Origin of the sequence: Flavobacterium galactosi (assembly GCF_048158585.1) — a bacterium.
GTDB classification, from domain to species: domain Bacteria; phylum Bacteroidota; class Bacteroidia; order Flavobacteriales; family Flavobacteriaceae; genus Flavobacterium; species Flavobacterium galactosi.
Genome location: NZ_JBLNKV010000001.1, coordinates 579,995 through 600,953, shown reverse-complemented (window position 1 = coordinate 600,953; position 20,959 = coordinate 579,995). Strand labels below are relative to the sequence as shown.

Here is a 20,959-nt window from a genome sequence, read left to right as displayed (position 1 = left end):
TCAAAAAAATTGTCTAAAAATTCTTTCTTCCTAACTCTTTTACCTATTTTTATGAGTTCAAAAATGCTTTTCTGCTATTTTTGGATACAATTTAATTGAGACTACAAAAAATGAGAACACTCGTGATAGGCGATATACATGGTGGTTTACATGCGTTGCACCAAATTATGGAAAGAGCCAACGTAACTACAAAAGACACTTTAATCTTTCTGGGAGATTATGTTGATGGTTGGAGCCAGTCCCCACAGGTAATTGATTATTTAATTGAATTACAAAAGAAACAAGCCTGTATTTGTATTCGCGGAAACCATGACGATTTATTGTTAGAATGGCTTAATAAAAGTAATGACAATCTCATGTGGTACAAGCACGGAGGCGAAGCAACGGTTATTGCCTATGAAACTATTGATGCAGAAACCAAGCAAAAGCACATCGAATTCCTTCAATCATTGGAAAATTTTTATCTTGATGAACAAAACCGTCTGTTTGTTCACGCTGGTTTTACCAATATGAATGGTGTCGATTTTGAATATTTCCCCGGGCTTTTTTATTGGGACAGAACCTTATGGGAAACTGCTTTGGCATTGGATAAAACCATAAAATCCAATGATTTGTTTTATCCAAAACGATTTACATTATACAATGAAATTTACATTGGCCACACGCCCGTTTCTCGAATAGGTAAAACTATTCCTGTTCAGATGGCCTGCGTTTGGAATTTAGATACCGGCGCTGCTTTCAAAGGTCCTTTAACGATTATGGATGTCGACACAAAAGAATACTGGCAAAGCGAACCTTTGATGACTTTATATCCAAACGAAAAAGGTAGGAATTAGTTTGAAAAAAACTAATTTTGCAAAAAATTATTAAATTTCAAGAGTATGAAAAAGATTATTACATTGGCATTATTACTGTCGTTTAGTTTGATAAACGCACAAGCTTTTACAGGAAAAGGTGATGCAAAATTTAATGTAGGCGCTAATATTCAAGATGGCGGAACTGGAATTCAAGTATCTAGTGATTTTGGAATTGGCGAAAACTTATCTTATGGATTTGTTGGGTCTTATTTACTGGGCGTAAATGAAGTTCTAGGTGAAAAACCAGAATTCAAAGATCGTTTTGATGCTAAATTTAGAATTAATGCCAATCTAGGAAACGTGCTAAAAATAGACGAGAAATTAGATGTTTATCCAGGACTGAATTTGGGACTTAGAAACTTTGGTGGACATGTTGGCATGCGCTATTTCTTTTCGGAAGGTTTTGGTATTTATTCTGAAGCTGGTTTTCCTATAGCAAAATACGATAGTAATTCTGAAACTTTTAATCATTTAAACAACCAATTTACTTTTAATATTGGTGCTTCGTTTAACATGTAGAACGGTTTTAATCAAAAAAATAAAAAAGATTTTTTGTTGAGTTCGCTTAGCAATTATTAATAAAAAAGACAATTTGAAATTTAATTTTCAAATTGTCTTTTTTAGTTTATGATCGTTTTGTTAGGTTACAAATCAAATCTTATTCCTTGTGCCAATGGCAATTTTGCACCGTAGTTGATGGTGTTCGTTTGTCTTCGCATATAGGCTTTCCAAGCATCAGATCCCGACTCACGTCCGCCACCCGTTTCTTTTTCACCACCAAAAGCACCACCAATTTCTGCTCCCGAAGTACCAATATTTACATTAGCAATTCCACAATCAGAACCGGATTGAGAAAGGAACAATTCCATTTCTCTCATGCTATTGGTAAAAATAGAAGAAGAAAGTCCTTGTGGAACCCCGTTTTGTAATGCAATCGCTTCTTCAATTGTACTGTATTTCATTACGTATAGAATAGGAGCGAAAGTTTCTGTTTGAACGATATCAAAATGATTTTCGGCTTCAATAATACATGGTTTTACGTAGCAACCACTTTCGTATCCTTCGCCTTCCACCAATCCGCCTTCCACAATGATTTTTCCGCCTTCTAGTTTGGCGCTTTCAATCGCATCCAAATAATCCTGAACGGCTCCTTTGTCAATAAGTGGCCCAACATGATTGTTTTCGTCCAATGGATTTCCAATTTGCAATTGACCGTATGCGCTTTTCAATACGCTTATAGTTTTGTCATACACACTTTCGTGAATGATTAAACGTCTGGTGGAAGTACAACGTTGTCCCGCTGTTCCTACCGCACCAAAAACTGCCCCAACCAATACCATACTGATATCAGCATGTTCCGAAACGATAATTGCATTGTTTCCTCCTAATTCCAGGATTGTATTTCCAAAACGTTCCGCAACAGTTTTAGAGACATGACGCCCAATTCTTGTTGACCCTGTAAAAGATACTAACGTAATTCTTTTATCATTATTGATTAAATCCCCCGATTCATTTCCTGTCACTAAACAACTCACTCCTTCAGGAACATTATTTCTTTTTAAGACACTTTTTATAATATTCTGACAAGCAACTCCGCATAAAGGAGTTTTAGAACTTGGTTTCCAAATCGCAACATCACCACAAACCCAAGCTATCATTGCGTTCCAGCTCCAAACGGCTACTGGAAAATTAAACGCCGAAATGATTCCAACAGTACCTATTGGATGATACTGCTCATACATTCTGTGCATTGGTCGTTCAGAATGCATTGTCAATCCATACAACTGGCGGGATAAACCCACAGCAAAATCACAGATGTCAATCATTTCCTGAACCTCACCATATCCTTCCTGAAGGCTTTTTCCCATTTCATAAGAAACGAGTTTCCCCAGAGGTTCTTTAAATTTTCTTAATTCATCTCCCATCTGACGAACGATATCGCCTCTTTTGGGAGCCGGAACCATACGCCATTCTAAAAATGCTTCCGAAGCTTTTTGCATTGCTTTTTCATAATCTTCTGTAGAAGAAGTTTTCACTTTTCCTATTAGAGTACCGTCAGCCGGAGAATAGCTTTCGATTATTTTTCCGTTTGCAAAATTGTCTGCTCCGGTTGATGTTCCTTCATTTATGGCTACAATTCCTAATTGTTCTAGGGCTTCTTTTATTCCAAATCGATTCGCTATTGTTATCATTGTAACTTTTTTATTAAAAATTGTTATATTTTTTTACAAATATATTGTTTTAAGCTGAAATATTAAAGATTGGTTCTTTAATTTATTGCTTTACAGTTAAATTATTTTTGCACAATATGTTGTTATAAAAAACCTTATAAAGCAGTTATCGCAAGAGATTCTTTTCTTGGTTTGGACAAAGTTACCTTGCATCCCGTTTTTAGCCCCGATGGAAGTGGCATCCTTTCTAACCCTGAAAATTATTTTTGGGCAACAAATCTAGGGTCGGTTTCCATTACAGTCCCGCATTTTTCGCAGGTTCTCAATTTTTCTGAATTATAGAAATGTTCGAAATGCGGCAGAAAATCTTTTTCGATATTATGTAGTTCAAAATAGACTTCGTGTAATTTATGATTGCAATTGTCACAAAACCAAATCAATCCATCCGTAAAACCTTTTCCAACTCTTTTTCTTTCAATCACTAAACCTATTGAACCCTCCGAACGAACTGGAGAATGCGGAACCTTCGCAGGATGAAGATACATATCGCCGGCATGAAGTTCCATTTCTTTGCGCTCGCCATCTTCCTGAATAATTACTTTTATAGAACCTTCGAGTTGGTAAAATAATTCTTCGGTTTCGTTATAATGATAATCTTTTCGGGCGTTTGGACCTGCAACAATCATCACGATATAATCACCGGATTCTCTGTATAAATTTCTGTTCCCAACGGGCGGTTTCAGCAGATGACGGTTTTCGTCTATCCATTTTTTGAGGTTGAAAGGTTTTGCTATTGCCATATTTTCTAAATTTTAAATGTAAAGTTATGAAATAAAAAACGCTATTTTTTTTCTTTGATTAAATAAATATAAACGGGAAAATGGTCACTAAATCCTGGAACAGTTGGTGTATTTCTTAAACCATACCCTTTATATTGTCCTGTTGTTTGAACCATAAATAGAGCATTATAAATGCCTGCTTTCCAATATTTATAGGTCGAATAATCGGCTCTTATTAATGATTCCGTCAGTATTATTTGATCAAAAACATCCCATGCGTCCCGAAAAGCAATAGTTCCGATTCCTTTTTTGGCGATGCTTTCCATTGGGTTATACATTCCTAAAAGTTGAACGTCGTTTTTATTTGCTTTTGTTTTAAGCACCTTTTTTAAACTGGTATTAAAAGGCCCGTCATTTAAGTCGCCCATAGTAATTACTTTAGCATTTGGATTTAATTTTTGCAAAGAATCAATGATTTTCACATTCAATGCCGCAGCCTTTTCTCTTAATAGGCTACTTATAGCTTCCCCTCCTCGTCTTGAAGGCCAGTGATTTACTATAAAATTTATTTCTTCTCCATCAAGAAATCCTGTTAACAGGATTTGATCTCTAGTGTAAATTCTTTTTGTAGTTTGATCTGGTTCATTACTATCCTCTTTATCGTCTTCCAGTATTTTTCTTTTAATTGGTTTTGTGTCTTTTTCATAGATTAGCAATGGAATGTTTGCATAGCTAGTAGGTTTAAAATATTTCTTTTGATATAAAAAAGAACAATCAATACCCCTTCGGTCTGGCGATTCAAAATGTACTATTCCATAATCTTTATTGACTATTTGAGGATCTTTGATTAAATCTTCCAAAACATTTCTATTTTCAGCTTCTGCCAAACCTATAATTGTTGGCGAATTAGGATTCTCTCCTGTTCCTATTTTTGAAAGGACTCTTGCTATGTTACTAATTTTTTTCCTATAATAGCTTGACGAATAAACCCAGTCATCATCTCGAGTATTCGCATCATTTATTGTATCGTATAGATTTTCGAAATTATAGAACGCAACGGTATGAATCACATAATTCTTTTGTTGAGCGTCCGATTTTATCATTGGGAAAAACAAAAACAACAATAAAATGAGGCGGGGAATTCTTATACATATAAATTTATTTTTGATCATAAATGTGATTCCTAATGGTGTCGTTTATTGTAAAAATAGTCATTTGAAGACGGAACTTAAAACTATTTTGTAATTGCTTATATTTGTTTTAGAAAAAGCAAAGAATATGCATGCTACCCGATTTACTTTTATCAACAGAAATTTTATTTCATATAAATTCCTATTTCTTATTTTTGTTTTCCAATCTTTCAATTCTCAAGCCAACACACTAATGATTACACCACCCATTTTACAAAAAGGAGACACCATAGCCATATTGGCAACAGCCAGAAAAAACATAGACGACAACCTGAAACCTGCAATAGATTTATTGCACAGTTGGGGACTGGAAGTGATTATTGGAAAAAGTATTGGTTTAGATGATAATCAATTGGCTGGTACGGATGAGCAACGTGCCGCTGATTTCCAAGAACAACTGGACAATCCAAACATCAAAGCAATTTGGTGCGTCCGCGGTGGTTATGGTACGGTACGAATGATTGATTTATTGGATTTTGCCAAATTTAAACAGCATCCAAAATGGATTATTGGTTTTAGTGATGTAACCGTTTTACACAATCATTTGAATACAATGGGTTTCAAATCTATACATGGCATTATGCCCATAAGTATCCCAAAAGCAACACCTGAAGCCATTGAAACTTTACGAATTGCCATGTTTGGTGAATCTTTAAAATATACAATTGAACCAAATATAATGAACCGATTGGGTGATGCTTCCGGTGAATTGGTTGGCGGTAATTTATCTATTTTGTATAGTTTATTTGGCTCAAAATCAGCAATAGATTGCACGGATAAAATCTTGTTTATAGAAGACTTAGATGAGTATTTATATCACATTGATCGTATGATGATGAACTTAAAACGCAACGGCTGTTTAGAAAGCGTTAAGGGAATCATCGTTGGTTCGATGTCAAAAATGAAAGATAATGATATTCCTTGGGGCAAAAATGCTCTTGAAATCATAGCCGATGTTACAAAAAAGTACAACATTCCTGTTATTTATAATTTTCCGGCAGGACATATTCATGATAATCGAGCATTGATTTTAGGGAGTAAAGTGACTCTCCATTTAGACAAAAATTCCAGTAACGTAGTTTTTGAGTAAAAAAATTAAATTCTGATTTTTGATTGTTGATTAACGAATTTTGATTGCAGAAGTTCACGAACTGAATACTGCGACTGAAAACTGAACACCTTTTTATGGCTGAACATAACGAACTGGGAAAATTAGGAGAAGAAATGGCCGTGGAATACCTGCAAAAAAACGGCTATACTATACTGGAAACCAATTGGACTTTCCAAAAAGCCGAAGTTGACATTCTTGCCCAAAAAGAAAACACCCTCGCTGTTGTTGAAGTAAAAACCCGTTCGTCCCTAGAATTTGGTTTACCCCAAGATTTTGTAAAACCAAAAAAAATACAGCTTTTGGTAAAAGCCGTAGATGCTTTCGTAAGTAAGGGCGATTTAGACGTAGAAGTCCGTTTTGACATTATTGCCATCCATAAAGAGGGCAAATCATTTGTAATTGAACACCTTATAGATGCTTTTTATCATTTTTAACAAAAAAATCAATGTTATATTTGTAACAAATTGTTTTTTATCTATCTTTGCAGGGATTTTTGACACTATAACTAAGTAAGAACTACGTAAAAACACCTAATGCATTATGAAAACTGTTTCATCCATTGTAGAAAATTACATCAAAACAAAGCCTTTTCTATTAAATGCTTTATCTCTTGGAATCATTAATTTGACTTCCTTATCACGGAATATAATGACTGAATTGGAATCAGAATTTGGTAAAGAAGTAAAACAAGGAGCAGTTGTTATGTCCCTAAAAAGACTTACGGAAGAGTTGGATTTTAGATTAAATCATAAAATCAATAAAGTAATAAAAAATATTGGAGAAATCACAGTTCGCTCTGAACTAACCGATTATACTTTTGCAGCATCAGATACGGTTTTAAACAAACAAGCTGAATTAATTACCGATCTGAATGCTTTTCCAGATATTTTTTATACCTCATCAAGAGGCGTAAATGAAACTAATATTGTGGTAAGTAATACGATTAATCATTTGGTTGACAAACATTTTGCCAACGAAAAATTAATTCAAAAACTGGATAATCTGGCTTCGATAACCGTTAAATTACCGAAAGAAAATATCGTAGTTCCCGGAATTTACTATTTCATTTTCCAACGTTTGGCTTGGGAAGGAATTATCATCAATGAAGTAATTTCGACTTCAAATGAGTTTACCATTTTAGTAAGCGAAAATGAAGTAGATGTCGCTTTCAAAGTAATTAAGGATTTGAAAAATTAATGTTTCTTACTCCATATTTTAAAGCTTCCAACCTTTTTTAAAAGACTGGAAGCTTTTTTATTAGCATCGTTTTACTTTATTATGAGTTACGATGTATAAAAACTACAAATTCATTCCTCCCGAAACTTCAATCCGTTGCGCATTCACCCATTTTGCATCGTCAGAGCATAAAAAGGCAACCACTCCACCTATATCTTCAGGTAAACCCACTCGTCCTAAAGCCGTTATTGAAGCAATAAATTGATTTAATTGTTCATTATCGCGAACCGCACCGCCACCAAAATCTGTTTCTATAGCACCCGGAGCTACAATATTTACTCTGATTTTTCTTTCGCCCAATTCTTTCGCTTGGTATTTGGTTAATGTTTCCATTGCTCCTTTCATACTCGCATAAGCAGCATATCCCGGAAAAGAAAAACGGGTCAATCCAGATGAAATATTTACAATTCCCCCGCCATCATTCGTTATTTCCAAAGCTTTTTGAGTCAGAAAAAAAGGTCCTTTGAATTGAATATTCACTAATTCATCAAATTGAGTTGCTGTGGTTGTCAAAAAACTTTCATGAACCCCAACACCTGCATTGTTAATTAAAAAATCGATTTTATCAGTCCCAAAAGTTCTTTTTAAAGCAGTGGTTACATTTCGAAAAAACAAATCAAAACTATTCACATCGGCAACATTCAGTTGAATCGCTGCTGCTTTCTGTCCTAATTTTTCAATTTCTTTTACAACAGCTTCCGCTTCTTCTTTTTTATTGTTGTACGTGAGCACTACGTCAAGTCCTTTTTTGGCAAGGCTCAACGCCATGTCTTTTCCTAATCCGCGGCTCCCACCGGTTACTAATGCTATTTTATTTTTGTTTAATTCCATCTTAAATAATTTATTTTAAATTAATACCGCAAAATTAGTGTAGAAGTAAGGTTGGCGAATTGTAAATATCAATCCAGAGTTTGCAAAATTCAAGTCATGGTTTTTTAACCATATAAGGAATGTGAGTCCATTTAAGGTTGACTGTTTTATTCCTTAAATGTGTTGTGATTCAATAAGCAATTCTTAAAAAGGAAAAATAGAAATCTGCTGAATCTGCGTAAAAACAATAAAGAGCCACACAGATTCTGCAGATTTAAAAGGATTCTATTTATTTAAACCCTAAAAGATAATGGAGACAAAGCCGTTTGCTTTTTGAAAAAATTAGAAAAATGAGCCAACTCTTCAAAACCAAGTGAATACGCAATTTCCGAAATGTTCCAATCAGTCTCTTTTAATAAAATCTTCGCTTCATGAATCAATCGGTTACTGATTAACTCGGTGGTAGTTTTACCCGTATTCTCTTTTAAAACTTTATTCAAATGATTGACATGAATGGACAATCGAGCGGCAAAATCTTTGGCAGATTTCAATTCCAATCGTTGTCGAGGCGACTCAATGGGGAATTGTCTTTCGAGCAATTCCGCGAATAGAGAAGAAACCCTCGCTGCCGAATTGTGTTTGGAATATAAGGCAGTTACAGGTTGTAATTTCTGTCCAAAGTGTATTAACACCGCCACATAATTCCGAATCAAATCGTATTTATACACATAATCAGAGTTAATTTCTTTGTGTATCTTTTTGAATATCAAATCAATTTCTATGGCGTCCTCATCAGAAAGCTCAAAAACAGGATAACCGTCTGATTTAAAGATAGGGAGTTCGTCAAGCTCAATTCCGCTTTTATCTTTGGTTAGAAACTCGCTCGTAAAAACACAAAAATTTCCCGACTGTTGCGGGTCTTGCGGCACATAATGATAGGGGATTTTTGGCGTAGCAAATAAAAGAGCATTCTTTTCAATATCAATTATTTTATCAGCATATTCCGCTCTGTTTTTTCCTCGGATCAAGCTTATCTTATAATACGCTCTCCGGTCATAAGGCATAAAAGACTTATCCTTTAGTCTTTCTTACAATTCTTTGATATTAAAAACATTGAAATGACCAATTTCTTTTTGGATGCCGTTTGGTAATAATATGCTCGGTTCTGTACCGGAGTCTCCAGAAATTTCCTGATAAAACTCGTCTATTGATTTTAATTTCATGGAGAGGGAGTTTGCAAAAATCAAATATACAAATTTTATAAAACTTCCTGAATTTTGATACTAAAAGTTTTTATTTCAAAAACTACTTCCCTACAACAAAAATTGCCTTCCTTTTGGTCAACTATATTGTGATTGATTTAAATTTAATTTATAGCTAAATAACTTTGGTATAGTTTTTAAACTCTTTAACAGCTGTAATTTTCAATAGAAATTATTAATTATATTTTATTTACATGACAAATTTCTTTAGCACATTTAAAAATAGAAAAGTAATTTTTTTCTTTCAAATAAAAAAATTACTTTTAAATCAAGATAATATCTATATAATTAGTAATAATACTTAAAGAATTCATGAAAAAACATAACCCAATTTTAATGCTTTTTATTTTTTTATTGGTTTTGAGTTCATGCTCTCCCATGGAAAAGATATTAATTCCAACTTATAATAAAGGAGGATATAAAATAAAAATAATAGAAATAAACTCAAAAACCAATCCTATTAATTTAAAAATTACGGGAAAAGTTTTTGATGCAACAAACGGTAAGATATTAAGCAATGCACAATTGGTTATCGGATGTTTTAAAATTCAAAACTCGTCTCAAGGGGAATATACTTTTAAAACAAATAATCTTAAAAATGATTTTTTTTATATTGAGGCAATTTTTACTGGATATAAAACAATTCAAACTGATTTTATCGATCTGACTAATAAAAATGAAATACAAATTGATTTCTATTTAGCCGAGGACGATAGACCTTTTATTAATTGTGAAGATAAAACCCAGGCCTTCTAATTGTAATTAGTTATGAAAAAAAATTAGTCTTTATTCCTTCTCAAACAAGGGGGAAGTGTAGATGGTAATGATTTAAAAAAACGCCTTTCTACTTACCCAACATCTCCATTAATTCCAAAGCAGTCCTGGTATTCTTCACATTGTCAAAAGTCAACAAAAGTCTCAAGCCAGCTGGCGTTTGTTTTTCTTTCATTTTACAAATAGAGCTGTGTTTTTGCACAAACTGCAAAACATCCTGAAAACGATTCGATTGATAATAATCCGATTGTTGATCCGACACAAAATACCCGATCATCTTCCCTTGTTTCATTACCAATTTCTCGATTCCAATACGAGTGGCAATCCATTTGATTCGAATGCTATTCATTAACGCATTCGCTCGTGGCGGCAAAGGACCAAAACGGTCAATCAATTTATTCTGGAAAATGATGAGTTCTTCTTCGTTTTTCACACCGCCCAATTCATTGTACAAACTCAATCGTTCAGAAACATTATTTATGTATTCATCCGAGAATAACAACTCAAAATCCGTGTCGATTTGCAGGTCTTTGACGTATTCTTTGGTTTCTAAATTATTTTCCTCAGGATACAAATCCTTGAATTCATTTTCTTTCAATTCATCGATGGCTTCGTTCATAATTTTTTGGTACGTATCAAAACCTATTTCATTGATAAAACCACTTTGTTCGCCTCCCAATAAATCTCCGGCACCACGAATCTCCAAATCTTTCATCGCAATATTGAATCCGCTTCCGAGCTCACTGAATTGTTCCAAAGCTTGGATTCGTTTTCTCGCATCATCCGTCATCGCTGAATACGGCGGACAAATAAAATAGCAAAACGCTTTCTTATTGCTACGTCCTACCCGACCCCGCATTTGATGCAAATCAGACAAGCCGAAATTATTGGCATTATTGATAAAAATAGTATTCGCATTAGGAACGTCCAAACCGCTTTCGATAATGGTTGTGGCTACCAAAACATCAAATTCTCCGTTCATGAAAGCCAACATCAATTCTTCCAGTTTTCGTCCTTCCATCTGGCCGTGACCGATTCCAACTCTGGCATTGGGCACCAAACGCTGAATCATTCCGGCGACTTCTTTGATGTTTTCTATTCTGTTATTGATAAAGAAAACCTGTCCGTTGCGCTGAATTTCATACGAAATCGCATCCCGAATCAATTCTTCACTAAAGCCAACTACGTTCGTTTCAATAGGATATCTGTTTGGTGGAGGTGTTGTAATTACGGATAAATCGCGTGCTGCCATAAGCGAGAACTGCAACGTTCTCGGTATAGGTGTTGCGGTCAATGTTAGCGTATCCACATTGGCTGCAATGGTTTTGAGTTTGTCTTTTACGTTGACACCAAATTTTTGCTCCTCGTCCACAATCAACAATCCCAAGTCTTTGAAAACTACATTTTTGTTGACCAATTGGTGTGTTCCGATCACAATATCCAGTTTTCCTTCGGCCAATAATTTTAGTGTTTCCGCTTTTTGTTTGGCCGTTCTGAAACGGTTTAAATACCCCACAGAAACCGGCATATCTTTCATTCGTTCTGTAAAAGTTCTGTAATGCTGGTACGCTAAAATAGTTGTAGGAACTAATATCGCCACTTGTTTGCTGTTATCCACTGCTTTGAAAGCCGCACGAATAGCGACTTCGGTTTTACCAAAACCCACATCACCACAAACCAAGCGATCCATTGGTCTGTCGCTTTCCATATCCGCTTTTACTTCGGCCGTTGATTTGGTTTGGTCCGGCGTATCTTCGTAAATAAAGGAACTTTCCAGTTCATTTTGCAAATAACTGTCCGGCGCAAACTGGAATCCTTTTTCCAGTCGTCGCTTGGCATACAATTGAATCAAATTGAAGGCAATATGTTTGACGCGCGCCTTGGTTTTTTGTTTTAGAATCTTCCAGGCGTTCGAACCCAATTTGTAAATTTTAGGTGGCGTTCCGTCTTTTCCGTTGTATTTGGAAATTTTGTGCAACGAATGAATACTCACATACACAATATCATTATCGGCATACACGAGCTTGATGGCTTCCTGTGTTTTGCCTTCAACCTGTATTTTTTGTAACCCTCCAAACCGCCCAATTCCGTGATCGATGTGTGTCACATAATCCCCTACGGATAAGGTTGTCAGCTCTTTTAAGGTAATATTCTGTTTTTTCGAATAGCCATTTTTAATGCTGAATTTATGATAACGCTCAAAAATCTGATGGTCGGTGTAACAAGTGATTTGGTTTTCCTCGTCAATAAATCCTTGGTACAAGGGCAAAACAACGGTATGATATTGCTTTCTGATATTCTCCGAATTAGCTTCGTCCAAGGTTTCAAAAATATCATGAAACCGTTTGGCTTGGGCATCATTCGAACAAAACAAATAGTTTTTGTACCCATTGAAATGATTTTCATTCAGATTATTCAACAACAAATCAAATTGTTTATTGAAAGACGGTTGCGGCTGAATGTGAAATTCGATTTTTTTGGTAGTTCTAAAAATAGGTTTCGAACTCAATTCCACAATGGAGAAATCCAATGCTCTATTTATAAACTCGGTTTGATTCAAGAACAATTGTTCCGGTGTGGATCGTTTTATTTCCTGCGATAATTTTGCGAAAGCTTCTTCGGCTTTGCCAAATTGTTTGTCTAATTGCGATAAAAAATCTTCGGTGTTTTGGATAAAAATCACCGTTTTCTCTGAAATGTAGTCCAAGAAACTTTCTCGGTTTTCCTGAAAAACTTTGTTTTCCACATTGGGGATTATCGTAATTTTCTTCTGTTGTAAAATCGACAATTGGGTCGCTACATCAAAACTACGGATGCTCTCCACTTCGTCTCCAAAAAACTCAATTCGGTACGGATTATCGTTCGAAAAAGAAAATACATCGACAATTCCACCACGAACCGAAAATTCTCCGGGCTCTGTAATGAAATCGACTCTTTTGAATTCGTATTCGAACAATACTTCATTGATAAAATCAATAGAGATTTTGTCTCCAACAGCTACTTTCAACGTGTTCTTATCCAATTCTTTTCGAGTCACCACTTTTTCGAATAATGCTTCGGGATAGGTGACAATAATGGCCGGTTTTTTACGGGAATTAATTCTGTTCAGGACTTCGGCGCGAAGCAAAACGTTGGCATTATCCGTTTCTTCAATTTGGTACGGACGACGGTAGGAACCGGGATAAAACAAAACATCCTGTTCACCAACCATCTGTTCGAGGTCATTCAAATAATACGCTGCTTCTTCTTTATTGTTTAAAACAACCAAAAAAGGAAGTTCGGATTTCTTAAAAATGGAACGAATTACAAAAGAAAATGCTGAACCAAGCAATCCCGACAGCTGCATTTTTACTTGATTATTTTCCAATAAACGAGCAACAATTTGCTGGGTTTTTGGCGAATTATCGTAAATATTATATAAGGCTTTTTTACTCAACGCGTGGTAGATTTGGGTCGATTGGTGTATTAGGAATTGCTCTTGTGGTATCCATCATCTTCAATAAGTCAGATTCTCCTTCTTCAACCGGAATTTTACTTTTTTCAACAATTTTATCCATTTGTCTTTGCAGTGAAACCAATTCCAAATTAATTTCTGCAACCAGTTGCGTTACTTTTTTATCTGGAATATTATCCAAATGAATAAATAAATCAAGCAATCGCACTTTGGTAATTAAAGTCGAGATTCTACTTTTTATCTGGGGCTTACTGAACTCTAGAGGAATATTCTCATTTAAAGCCATTGCTTTTTTAGAAAGTGCTGTTGCTTTTTGTTGAAATACTCCGATGGTTTTTTTTGGTTTTTGAGCCAATTCAGCCAAAAACACACGCAATTCATTCCAAGTGGCGATACTTTTTTCTGAAGCCTCGGTTATTGGCGTATCATAAAAAACCCAGCCTTTCTCTATGTTTTTAAATATGATTTCTCTTTTTTTAATCTCTTTCTTATTCTCGGCAATGCGTTTCTGATTGTCATTTTTACACGAGAACAAAATGAAAATCAGAAAAAAGAAGATTGCTATATTGTATTTCATTTGTACCTATTTATTGTTTTTGCGGTTGCATGTAATTGCGTACATCTTCCGATTTTTTGCATAAAATTCCCATTATGCTCCTTTCAATTTGAATTTTCATTAAAGTACAAAGTTACGAAGTAAATTTATAATTACGAATTACACCATAGGAATAACAATCTAATATTCTTGAAGCTCTTTTTGGCTTTAAAAAAACAAAAATTAAGAATTTTACACCCATTTTAAACACCATTTTAGTGAATTTATAACTTTTTATATCAAATTTGTGTTATTTACGAAAACGTTATCTTTGTATTTCAAAACAGACAAAATGAGTACGAAAATATTAATTATAGGCGCTTGTGGACAAATTGGAACGGAACTTACCCATAAGTTGCGAGAAATATATGGAACCGAAAACGTAATAGCTTCTGACATTCGAAAACTGAATAATGACGTAGTCAATTCGGGTCCTTTCGAAGTGATAAATGCGCTGGATTTCAATCAAATTGAGCATCTTGTAGAGATTCATCAAATCGATGAAATCTATCTTATGGCGGCATTATTATCGGCAACGGCCGAGAAAAATCCTGCTTTTGCTTGGGATTTAAATATGAACTCCTTGTTTCACGTTTTGAATTTGGCGAAAGCCAAAAAAATAAAAAAGATATTCTGGCCTTCCAGCATTGCTGTTTTTGGCCCAACAACACCCAAAGAAAACACGCCCCAATATACCATTATGGAACCTTCAACGGTTTACGGAATCAGCAAACAATCGGGTGAAAGATGGTGTGAATACTACCATACTATTTTTGGAGTTGATGTGCGAAGTATCCGTTATCCTGGTTTAATCAGCTGGTCTACGCCTCCCGGTGGTGGAACTACAGATTATGCCGTAGATATTTTCCATAAAGCACTTTCGGACAAAAAATACGAATGTTTTTTATCCTCTGAAACTAAAATGCCGATGATGTATATGGATGACGCCATTACTGCAACGATACAAATTATGCAGGCGCCGGTTGAACAAATAAAAATTCATTCTTCATATAATCTAGCGGCAATGAGTTTTACACCAACAGAGATTGCCGCCGAAATCAAAAAACACATTCCTGAATTTACCGTTACCTACAAACCTGACTTTCGTCAAAAAATAGCCGATAGTTGGCCGGCAAGTATTGATGATGCTGAAGCCAGAAAAGATTGGAATTGGAAACACAAATTTGATTTGGAATCCATGACCGTGGATATGTTGAAAAATTTGAGCGCCGAAAAATAAAATTCATTACATAAAACCAAAAAGAGTCTAGCTTAAACTAGACTCTTTTTGGTTTTATGAAAAATTACTTTATTTCATAAACATTATTAGCTTGTTTTACATCGGCCATTAAACCGCTTGGATCAATCGTGATTTTCTTGATGGCTGTTTTGGGTTTAGCAATTGTAAACTCAAAAGTTGGATACGCCCAAGTCCAATCATTCAGAACTGTTCTTTTTACAGCGGGATTCGGATTTTCTTTTTCGAAACTCATCATGCGCAACGGAATGTAAAAATTTTCTGTTGTTCCATCAACATATTCTACCGTCAAATCGATTGGCATTGGCATTCTGCCTATTCTTTCTAGTGTTACAACCGTTTTGTCGGCATTTTCTTTTACAGCTGCGATTCCATAATCAATTGTATTGGTAGTTTCAGCCCAGTCCACTAAATACCAATCTAAATTTGCTCCTGAAACACGTTCCGCAGTTCTCTTGATATCATTTGGTGTAGGATGTTTGAACTTAAAATCATGGTAATATTTTTTTATTGTTTTGTCCAAGTTATCCTCTCCAATCACGTACCCTAATTGAGACAAGAAAATACTACCTTTTACGTATGACGAAATGCTGTACGGTCTGTTTTCATCATACCGGTCGCCATGAGTAGTTTGCGGTTGCTCCTTCCCGGAATCCACTAAGGAATAATACGCCTTATAATTTCCTTTGAATGGATTTTCTTCTTTTTTGGCTGCTATTTCATTCAATGCCAAATCCTCAACGTAAGTAGTAAAACCTTCATCCATCCAAGGATGTTTGGATTCATTGGAAGCCAAAACATGTTGAAACCAAGAATGTCCCAACTCATGTGTTGCAGTTCCTAAAATCCCTTTCAAAGTTCCGTCACCCAACATCAACGTACACATGGCATATTCCATTCCGCCATCGCCACCTTGAATAAAGGAATATTGCTTGTAAGGATAATTTCCAATTTTCTTATTGTAAAAATCCATCACATCAACCATTAATGGCTCTAATTGTTTCCAATTTTCCATCGTCTTTGGATTACTTTTATATAAGAAATGTAAATCAACGTTATTAGGTCCTTTGACGACATCATGGATATAATTTTTATCGGCAGCCCAAGTAAAATCATGAACCATTGGCGCAATAAAATGCCACGTCAATGTTTTTGTTTTCTTTGGATAAACCACTATAACTCCAGTATCTTGATATCCATGTCCAATTTGGTTTTGGTTTTGTAAATAACCGGATCCCCCTAAAATGTAATCCTTGTCGATGGTAATATTTACATCAAAATCCCCCCAAACACCCTGAAATTCTCTGGCGATATAAGGATCTGCATGCCAGCCTTCGAAATCGAATTCGGCAATTTTTGGATACCATTGTGCCATTGATAATTCTATTCCTTCCACATTATTTCTTCCGGAACGACGAATTTGGACTGGAACCTGACCGTCAAAATCCAACGTAAAAGTAGTTTTTGAATTCGGTAGAATTGGCTTTGCCAAAGTAACTTCAAGAATCGTTCCTACCGTTTTTGCGGAAGCGACACTTCCATCTTGCTTGAAATTAGTAATTTTCAAATACCCAATTTCGTTAGGTTTTAAGGTTTTGATTCGGCTTTCTTTAACCTCTACACCGCCTACTTTTATTTTATTGACCATTCGGGCATCCGGATCTTTGATGCTTTGGATTCTGGCATCCATTTCACTTCCGGGTTGGAACGCATTATTGAATAAATGGTAATACACTTTTCTCAAAGTGTCAGGAGAATTATTGGTATATACCAATTCCTGTTTTCCCTTGTATTGATAATTCTTCACATCCATGGTAACGTCCATTTTATAAGCAACGTGTTGCTGCCAATACGTGGAACTTTGTGCCAATAAAACACTACAATTAAGTGTGATAAAAGAGAGTAAAAGGAGTTTTCGTATCATTTTTTATAATAAAAAATGGAAGAGCTAAAGCCCTCCCATTAGATTAACAACTATTTGAATTTAATTTTTAGACATTCTTTCAGCCAAGATCAAAGCATTGTAAGCGTTGATCATTTTGCCTGATTTTGAAGTATCAGTTACCGATTTTTTTTCATTATTCTCCCCTAATTCTACTGATGCGGGCAGTGGTGTTCCAGAATCCATTAAGATTTGTTTTACTTGCTTGGCTGATAGTTTAGGATAATACGAACGAACTAATGCGGCCACTCCAGCTGCATTTGGCGAAGCCATAGAGGTTCCTTGTTCGTACTTATACTTATTATTTGGAACCGAGGCATAAATTTCCATTCCCGGAGCGTACACATCTACATTGATGGCTCCATAATTCGAAAATGGCGCAACCACCGTTTCCCCATAGGCATTATTCAAGGCTCCAACAGTTAGAACATTATTGGCAAACTCTATTTTATTGTCTTCGGAATCATTTGGAAAATTGATGTTTTTTTCTAAATCAATATCATTCCCGTCATTTCCTGACGCGTGTACAAACAAAACATCTTTCTTTTCAGCGTATTTTATAGCATCAAAAACCCATTGCTTGTGTGGAGAATAGCTTTTTCCAAAACTTCCGTTGATTACTTTAGCACCATTGTCAACCGCATAACGAATCGCTAAAGCAATATCTTTATCATATTCATCTCCGTTAGGAACGGCTCTCACGGCCATAATCTCAACAGTACTTGCAACTCCGTCACCTCCAATATTGTTGTTTCTCACCTGGGCGATAATTCCGGCCACGTGAGTTCCGTGCAATGCTTCTTCTTTATCGGGTCCATAAACAATATTGTTCCCGTATTTGGTATCCTTAATATCATCCGGATTATCGCCAACAATTTTTCTGCCGTTAAATTCTTTATTCAAATTATAATTCAATTGATCGTAAATATACTTTTTGTATTCTTCGATGTCTGCAGTAAATTTTGGCCCGGACTGGCCAATAATCCGCGTCATAATCATTTTACTTTTATTCAACACTTCATCAGTACTCACAATTGCATTCAATTCTTCAAGTGTATAATCGTCTTTCTTTAAATAGGTTTGAATCACTTTATTTGTATTCAAAAGAAAATCTACTTGTTGTTTCCCCTCTAAAGCTTCATTATATTTCTTTTCATAATCTGCTTTAGCATTTTTATAGGTCACTGATCCATCATCTGTTTTTTTCAGAATCCGAGTCATTTCCAGATTTTCAAATCCTGAATCTCCAAGGAAATTCCAGCCGTGAATATCATCAACAAATCCGTTTTTATCATCGTCAATTCCGTTACCGGGAATTTCTTTAGCATTCGTCCAAATCACTGATTTTAAATCTTCATGATCAATATCAACTCCTGAATCTACAATCCCCACGATAACTTTTACTCCTTTTTTATTTTTCAATAATTCAGAATACGCTTTATCAACACTCATTCCGGGAATCGTATCTTTCACTAAATCTAAATGACTCCAACGTTTTAAATCAGCTTCACTTATAGGTGTAACTTTCTTAATGATTAACGGCGAACTTATAGTTATAGGTGTAATCGTTTTGGAAACTTGTTTTTGAGCAGTACATCCCACTAATGCAAAAAAAGCAACGGCAGAATAGTAGATTGGTTTAATATGGTTCATTTATAAAAAATTTAAATTATAATGTGGGGCCTAAATTATGTTTTTTTGTGACAGAATTTAAATGGATTAACACTCCATTAAGATTTGTTCGAAAGCAAAAGAATAAATTTCAGAGGAGTTCTTATATAGATTAAATGGAAAATGGAAAGACAGATTGCCTTTCCATTTATAAATAAACTGATTTGTTATTTTTTAGCCATTTTTTCTGCCATCAATAACGCATTGTAAGCATTTACTATTTTTCCTGATTTAGATAAAGTAGTAAAAGATCGCGTGTCATTTGGTTTTCCACCAACAATAGCATCTGTTGTAATCGCTACTCCTGAATCCATTAAAATATGTTTTACCTGTTGTGCCGATAATTTTGGGTAATACGAACGAATTAATGCTGCAACTCCGGCAACATTTGGCGAAGCCATTGATGTTCCTTGTAAGTATTTATAAGAATCATTTGGTGTGGTCGCATAAATTTTCACCCCAGGTGCAAAAACGTCAACATTAGTTTTTCCAAAATTAGAAAATCGTGCCACTACTTTGTTTCCGTATTCAAAATTTAATGCTCCAATGGTGATTACATTATCAGCAAACTCGGTTACTTTATCATCAGAATCGTTAGGGAAATTATTTTCGGTATCGATATTTTTTGCATCATTTCCGGCCGCATGAACAATTAATACATCCTTTTTTTCGGCATATTTAATAGCATCATAAACCCATTGTTTGTGTGGTGAAAAGCTTTTTCCAAAACTTCCGTTAATTACTTTAGCACCATTATCAACCGCATAACGAATCCCAAGTGCTATATCTTTATCATATTCATCTCCATTTGGTACCGCACGAACGGTTAAAATTTCAACATTATTTGCCACTCCGTCGCCGCCTAATGCGTTGTTTCTAGTTTGAGCAACAATTCCGGCAACGTGAGTTCCATGAAGAATTTCATTCTTGTCCGGACCCATAACATTATTGTTCCCGTATTTAGTATCTTTTATATCTTCCGGATTGTCTCCAACAACTTTTCTGTAATCTAATTTTAGATTTTCTCCTTGTAAAAGCGCATTGATACCATCTAATTGTTTTTGAACAGCAACTTTCAGCTCCGCTATAGGCATCCCATAAGAAAACATCTGTTCCATGGCAGCCTTACTTTTTTGCATTTCCGGTTCTTGTGAAACAATCGCTTTTGCCTCTTCAATCGTATAAACTGATTTTCCAAAATGTTTCACTAAAACGGCATCATTCTCGTTTAAGGTCACTAACATTTGTTCCGAACGCGCTTTTCCTTTAGCGGCATCAGCCATTTTAGTATCACTAAAAGCTTTTGCAGCCTGATAAGTTACTTCGTCAACAAGATTCTTATTTTTGATAATTCGTTCATATTCATAATGTTCCTTGGTAATATCTCCTAAAAAATTCCAACCGTGAATATCATCGACATATCCGTTTTTATCATCATCAATTCCGTTTCCGGCTATTTCTTTTGTATTGGTCCAAACAACCGATTTTAAATCTTCGTGTTCAATATCAACTCCAGAATCTACAATCCCCACGATAACTTTTACACCCTTTTTATCTTTCAATAATTCGGTATACGCTTTATCAACACTCATTCCCGGAATAGTATCTTTTACGATATCTAGATGGCTCCAACGTTTTAATTCGATTTCACTAATAGGCGCAACTTTTTTAATATTTAGCGGCGCACTTATCGCAGTGCCTGTTATTGCAGAATTAGAAATTTGTTTAGAAGCTCCGCAGCCTGCAAGAGCCAATAATGCAAATACAGAAATGTAAATGGGTTTAATGCTATTCATATGTACGTTTTTAAAAGTTACAAAATTAGTCTAAAATAAATTATTTTGTTACA

16 protein-coding genes and 1 pseudogene are annotated in these 20,959 nt (G+C 35.1%); 7 read left to right on the top strand and 10 right to left on the bottom strand.

Annotated features, from left to right (window positions below):
- The first annotated feature begins 110 nt into the window (after window positions 1-110).
- Both ACM55M_RS02595 and ACM55M_RS02590 read left to right on the top strand, forming a co-directional pair.
- Window positions 111-836, top strand: a complete 726-nt coding sequence (locus ACM55M_RS02595; RefSeq protein WP_416855926.1) for a metallophosphoesterase family protein — start codon at window positions 111-113, stop codon at window positions 834-836.
- 45 nt (window positions 837-881) lie between these two features.
- Window positions 882-1,376, top strand: coding sequence for a DUF6646 family protein (locus ACM55M_RS02590; RefSeq protein WP_416855925.1), 495 nt, complete (start codon window positions 882-884; stop codon window positions 1,374-1,376).
- A 125-nt stretch (window positions 1,377-1,501) separates the two neighbouring features.
- On the opposite strand, the gene amaB is transcribed toward ACM55M_RS02590, so the two are convergent.
- The 3 genes from amaB to ACM55M_RS02575 all read right to left on the bottom strand — a co-directional run bounded on the left by amaB (window position 1,502) and on the right by ACM55M_RS02575 (window position 4,910).
- On the bottom strand, window positions 1,502-3,049 hold the full coding sequence (gene amaB / locus ACM55M_RS02585) for an L-piperidine-6-carboxylate dehydrogenase (protein WP_416855924.1): 1,548 nt from the start codon (window positions 3,047-3,049) through the stop codon (window positions 1,502-1,504).
- A gap of 239 nt (window positions 3,050-3,288) precedes the next feature.
- Window positions 3,289-3,828, bottom strand: a complete 540-nt coding sequence (locus tag ACM55M_RS02580; protein ID WP_416855923.1) for a 3-hydroxyanthranilate 3,4-dioxygenase — start codon at window positions 3,826-3,828, stop codon at window positions 3,289-3,291.
- Window positions 3,829-3,869: 41 nt separating this feature from the next.
- Window positions 3,870-4,910, bottom strand: a complete 1,041-nt coding sequence (locus tag ACM55M_RS02575; protein WP_416855922.1) for an endonuclease/exonuclease/phosphatase family protein — start codon at window positions 4,908-4,910, stop codon at window positions 3,870-3,872.
- Window positions 4,911-5,085: 175 nt separating this feature from the next.
- On the opposite strand from ACM55M_RS02575, the gene ACM55M_RS02570 reads away from it, so the two are divergent.
- The 3 genes from ACM55M_RS02570 to ACM55M_RS02560 all read left to right on the top strand — a co-directional run bounded on the left by ACM55M_RS02570 (window position 5,086) and on the right by ACM55M_RS02560 (window position 7,305).
- The gene (locus tag ACM55M_RS02570; RefSeq protein WP_416856283.1) at window positions 5,086-6,087 is read left to right on the top strand and encodes a S66 peptidase family protein; all 1,002 of its coding nucleotides are present in this window, start codon (window positions 5,086-5,088) and stop codon (window positions 6,085-6,087) included.
- 95 nt (window positions 6,088-6,182) lie between these two features.
- Window positions 6,183-6,542, top strand: coding sequence for a YraN family protein (locus ACM55M_RS02565; protein ID WP_416855921.1), 360 nt, complete (start codon window positions 6,183-6,185; stop codon window positions 6,540-6,542).
- Window positions 6,543-6,648: 106 nt separating this feature from the next.
- A complete protein-coding gene (locus ACM55M_RS02560) occupies window positions 6,649-7,305 on the top strand; it encodes an aspartate kinase (protein ID WP_035669162.1) in 657 nt (218 codons plus the stop codon).
- A 102-nt stretch (window positions 7,306-7,407) separates the two neighbouring features.
- Here the strand turns inward: ACM55M_RS02560 and ACM55M_RS02555 are convergent, their stop codons facing one another.
- Both ACM55M_RS02555 and ACM55M_RS02550 read right to left on the bottom strand, forming a co-directional pair.
- Window positions 7,408-8,175: an SDR family NAD(P)-dependent oxidoreductase gene (locus ACM55M_RS02555; RefSeq protein WP_416855920.1), complete on the bottom strand. Its 768-nt coding sequence runs from the start codon at window positions 8,173-8,175 to the stop codon at window positions 7,408-7,410.
- A gap of 272 nt (window positions 8,176-8,447) precedes the next feature.
- Window positions 8,448-9,377 (bottom strand): annotated as a pseudogene (locus ACM55M_RS02550) (helix-turn-helix domain-containing protein).
- Between the two features lie 351 nt (window positions 9,378-9,728).
- Between ACM55M_RS02550 and ACM55M_RS02545 the strand changes: the two are divergent.
- Entirely contained in the window at window positions 9,729-10,172 is a 444-nt protein-coding gene (locus ACM55M_RS02545; RefSeq protein WP_416855919.1) for a peptidase associated/transthyretin-like domain-containing protein, read from the top strand.
- A gap of 88 nt (window positions 10,173-10,260) precedes the next feature.
- Here the strand turns inward: ACM55M_RS02545 and mfd are convergent, their stop codons facing one another.
- Together mfd and ACM55M_RS02535 are read right to left on the bottom strand one after the other, a co-directional pair.
- A complete protein-coding gene (gene mfd / locus ACM55M_RS02540; protein ID WP_416855917.1) occupies window positions 10,261-13,626 on the bottom strand; it encodes a transcription-repair coupling factor in 3,366 nt (1,121 codons plus the stop codon).
- Entirely contained in the window at window positions 13,619-14,221 is a 603-nt protein-coding gene (locus tag ACM55M_RS02535; RefSeq protein ID WP_416855916.1) for a hypothetical protein, read from the bottom strand. The genes mfd and ACM55M_RS02535 overlap by 8 nt, the downstream gene beginning before the upstream one ends.
- Window positions 14,222-14,531: 310 nt before the next feature.
- On the opposite strand from ACM55M_RS02535, the gene ACM55M_RS02530 reads away from it, so the two are divergent.
- The gene (locus tag ACM55M_RS02530; protein ID WP_416855915.1) at window positions 14,532-15,479 is read left to right on the top strand and encodes an L-threonine 3-dehydrogenase; all 948 of its coding nucleotides are present in this window, start codon (window positions 14,532-14,534) and stop codon (window positions 15,477-15,479) included.
- 64 nt (window positions 15,480-15,543) lie between these two features.
- Here the strand turns inward: ACM55M_RS02530 and ACM55M_RS02525 are convergent, their stop codons facing one another.
- The 3 genes from ACM55M_RS02525 to ACM55M_RS02515 form a co-directional block, all read right to left on the bottom strand.
- Window positions 15,544-17,418 carry a M1 family metallopeptidase gene (locus ACM55M_RS02525; protein WP_416856282.1) on the bottom strand — a complete coding sequence of 625 codons (1,875 nt, stop codon included), beginning with the start codon at window positions 17,416-17,418 and terminating at the stop codon, window positions 15,544-15,546.
- A gap of 63 nt (window positions 17,419-17,481) precedes the next feature.
- A complete protein-coding gene (locus tag ACM55M_RS02520; RefSeq protein ID WP_416855914.1) occupies window positions 17,482-19,092 on the bottom strand; it encodes a S8 family peptidase in 1,611 nt (536 codons plus the stop codon).
- Between the two features lie 185 nt (window positions 19,093-19,277).
- Window positions 19,278-20,906: a S8 family peptidase gene (locus ACM55M_RS02515; RefSeq protein ID WP_416855912.1), complete on the bottom strand. Its 1,629-nt coding sequence runs from the start codon at window positions 20,904-20,906 to the stop codon at window positions 19,278-19,280.
- Window positions 20,907-20,959 lie beyond the last annotated feature (53 nt).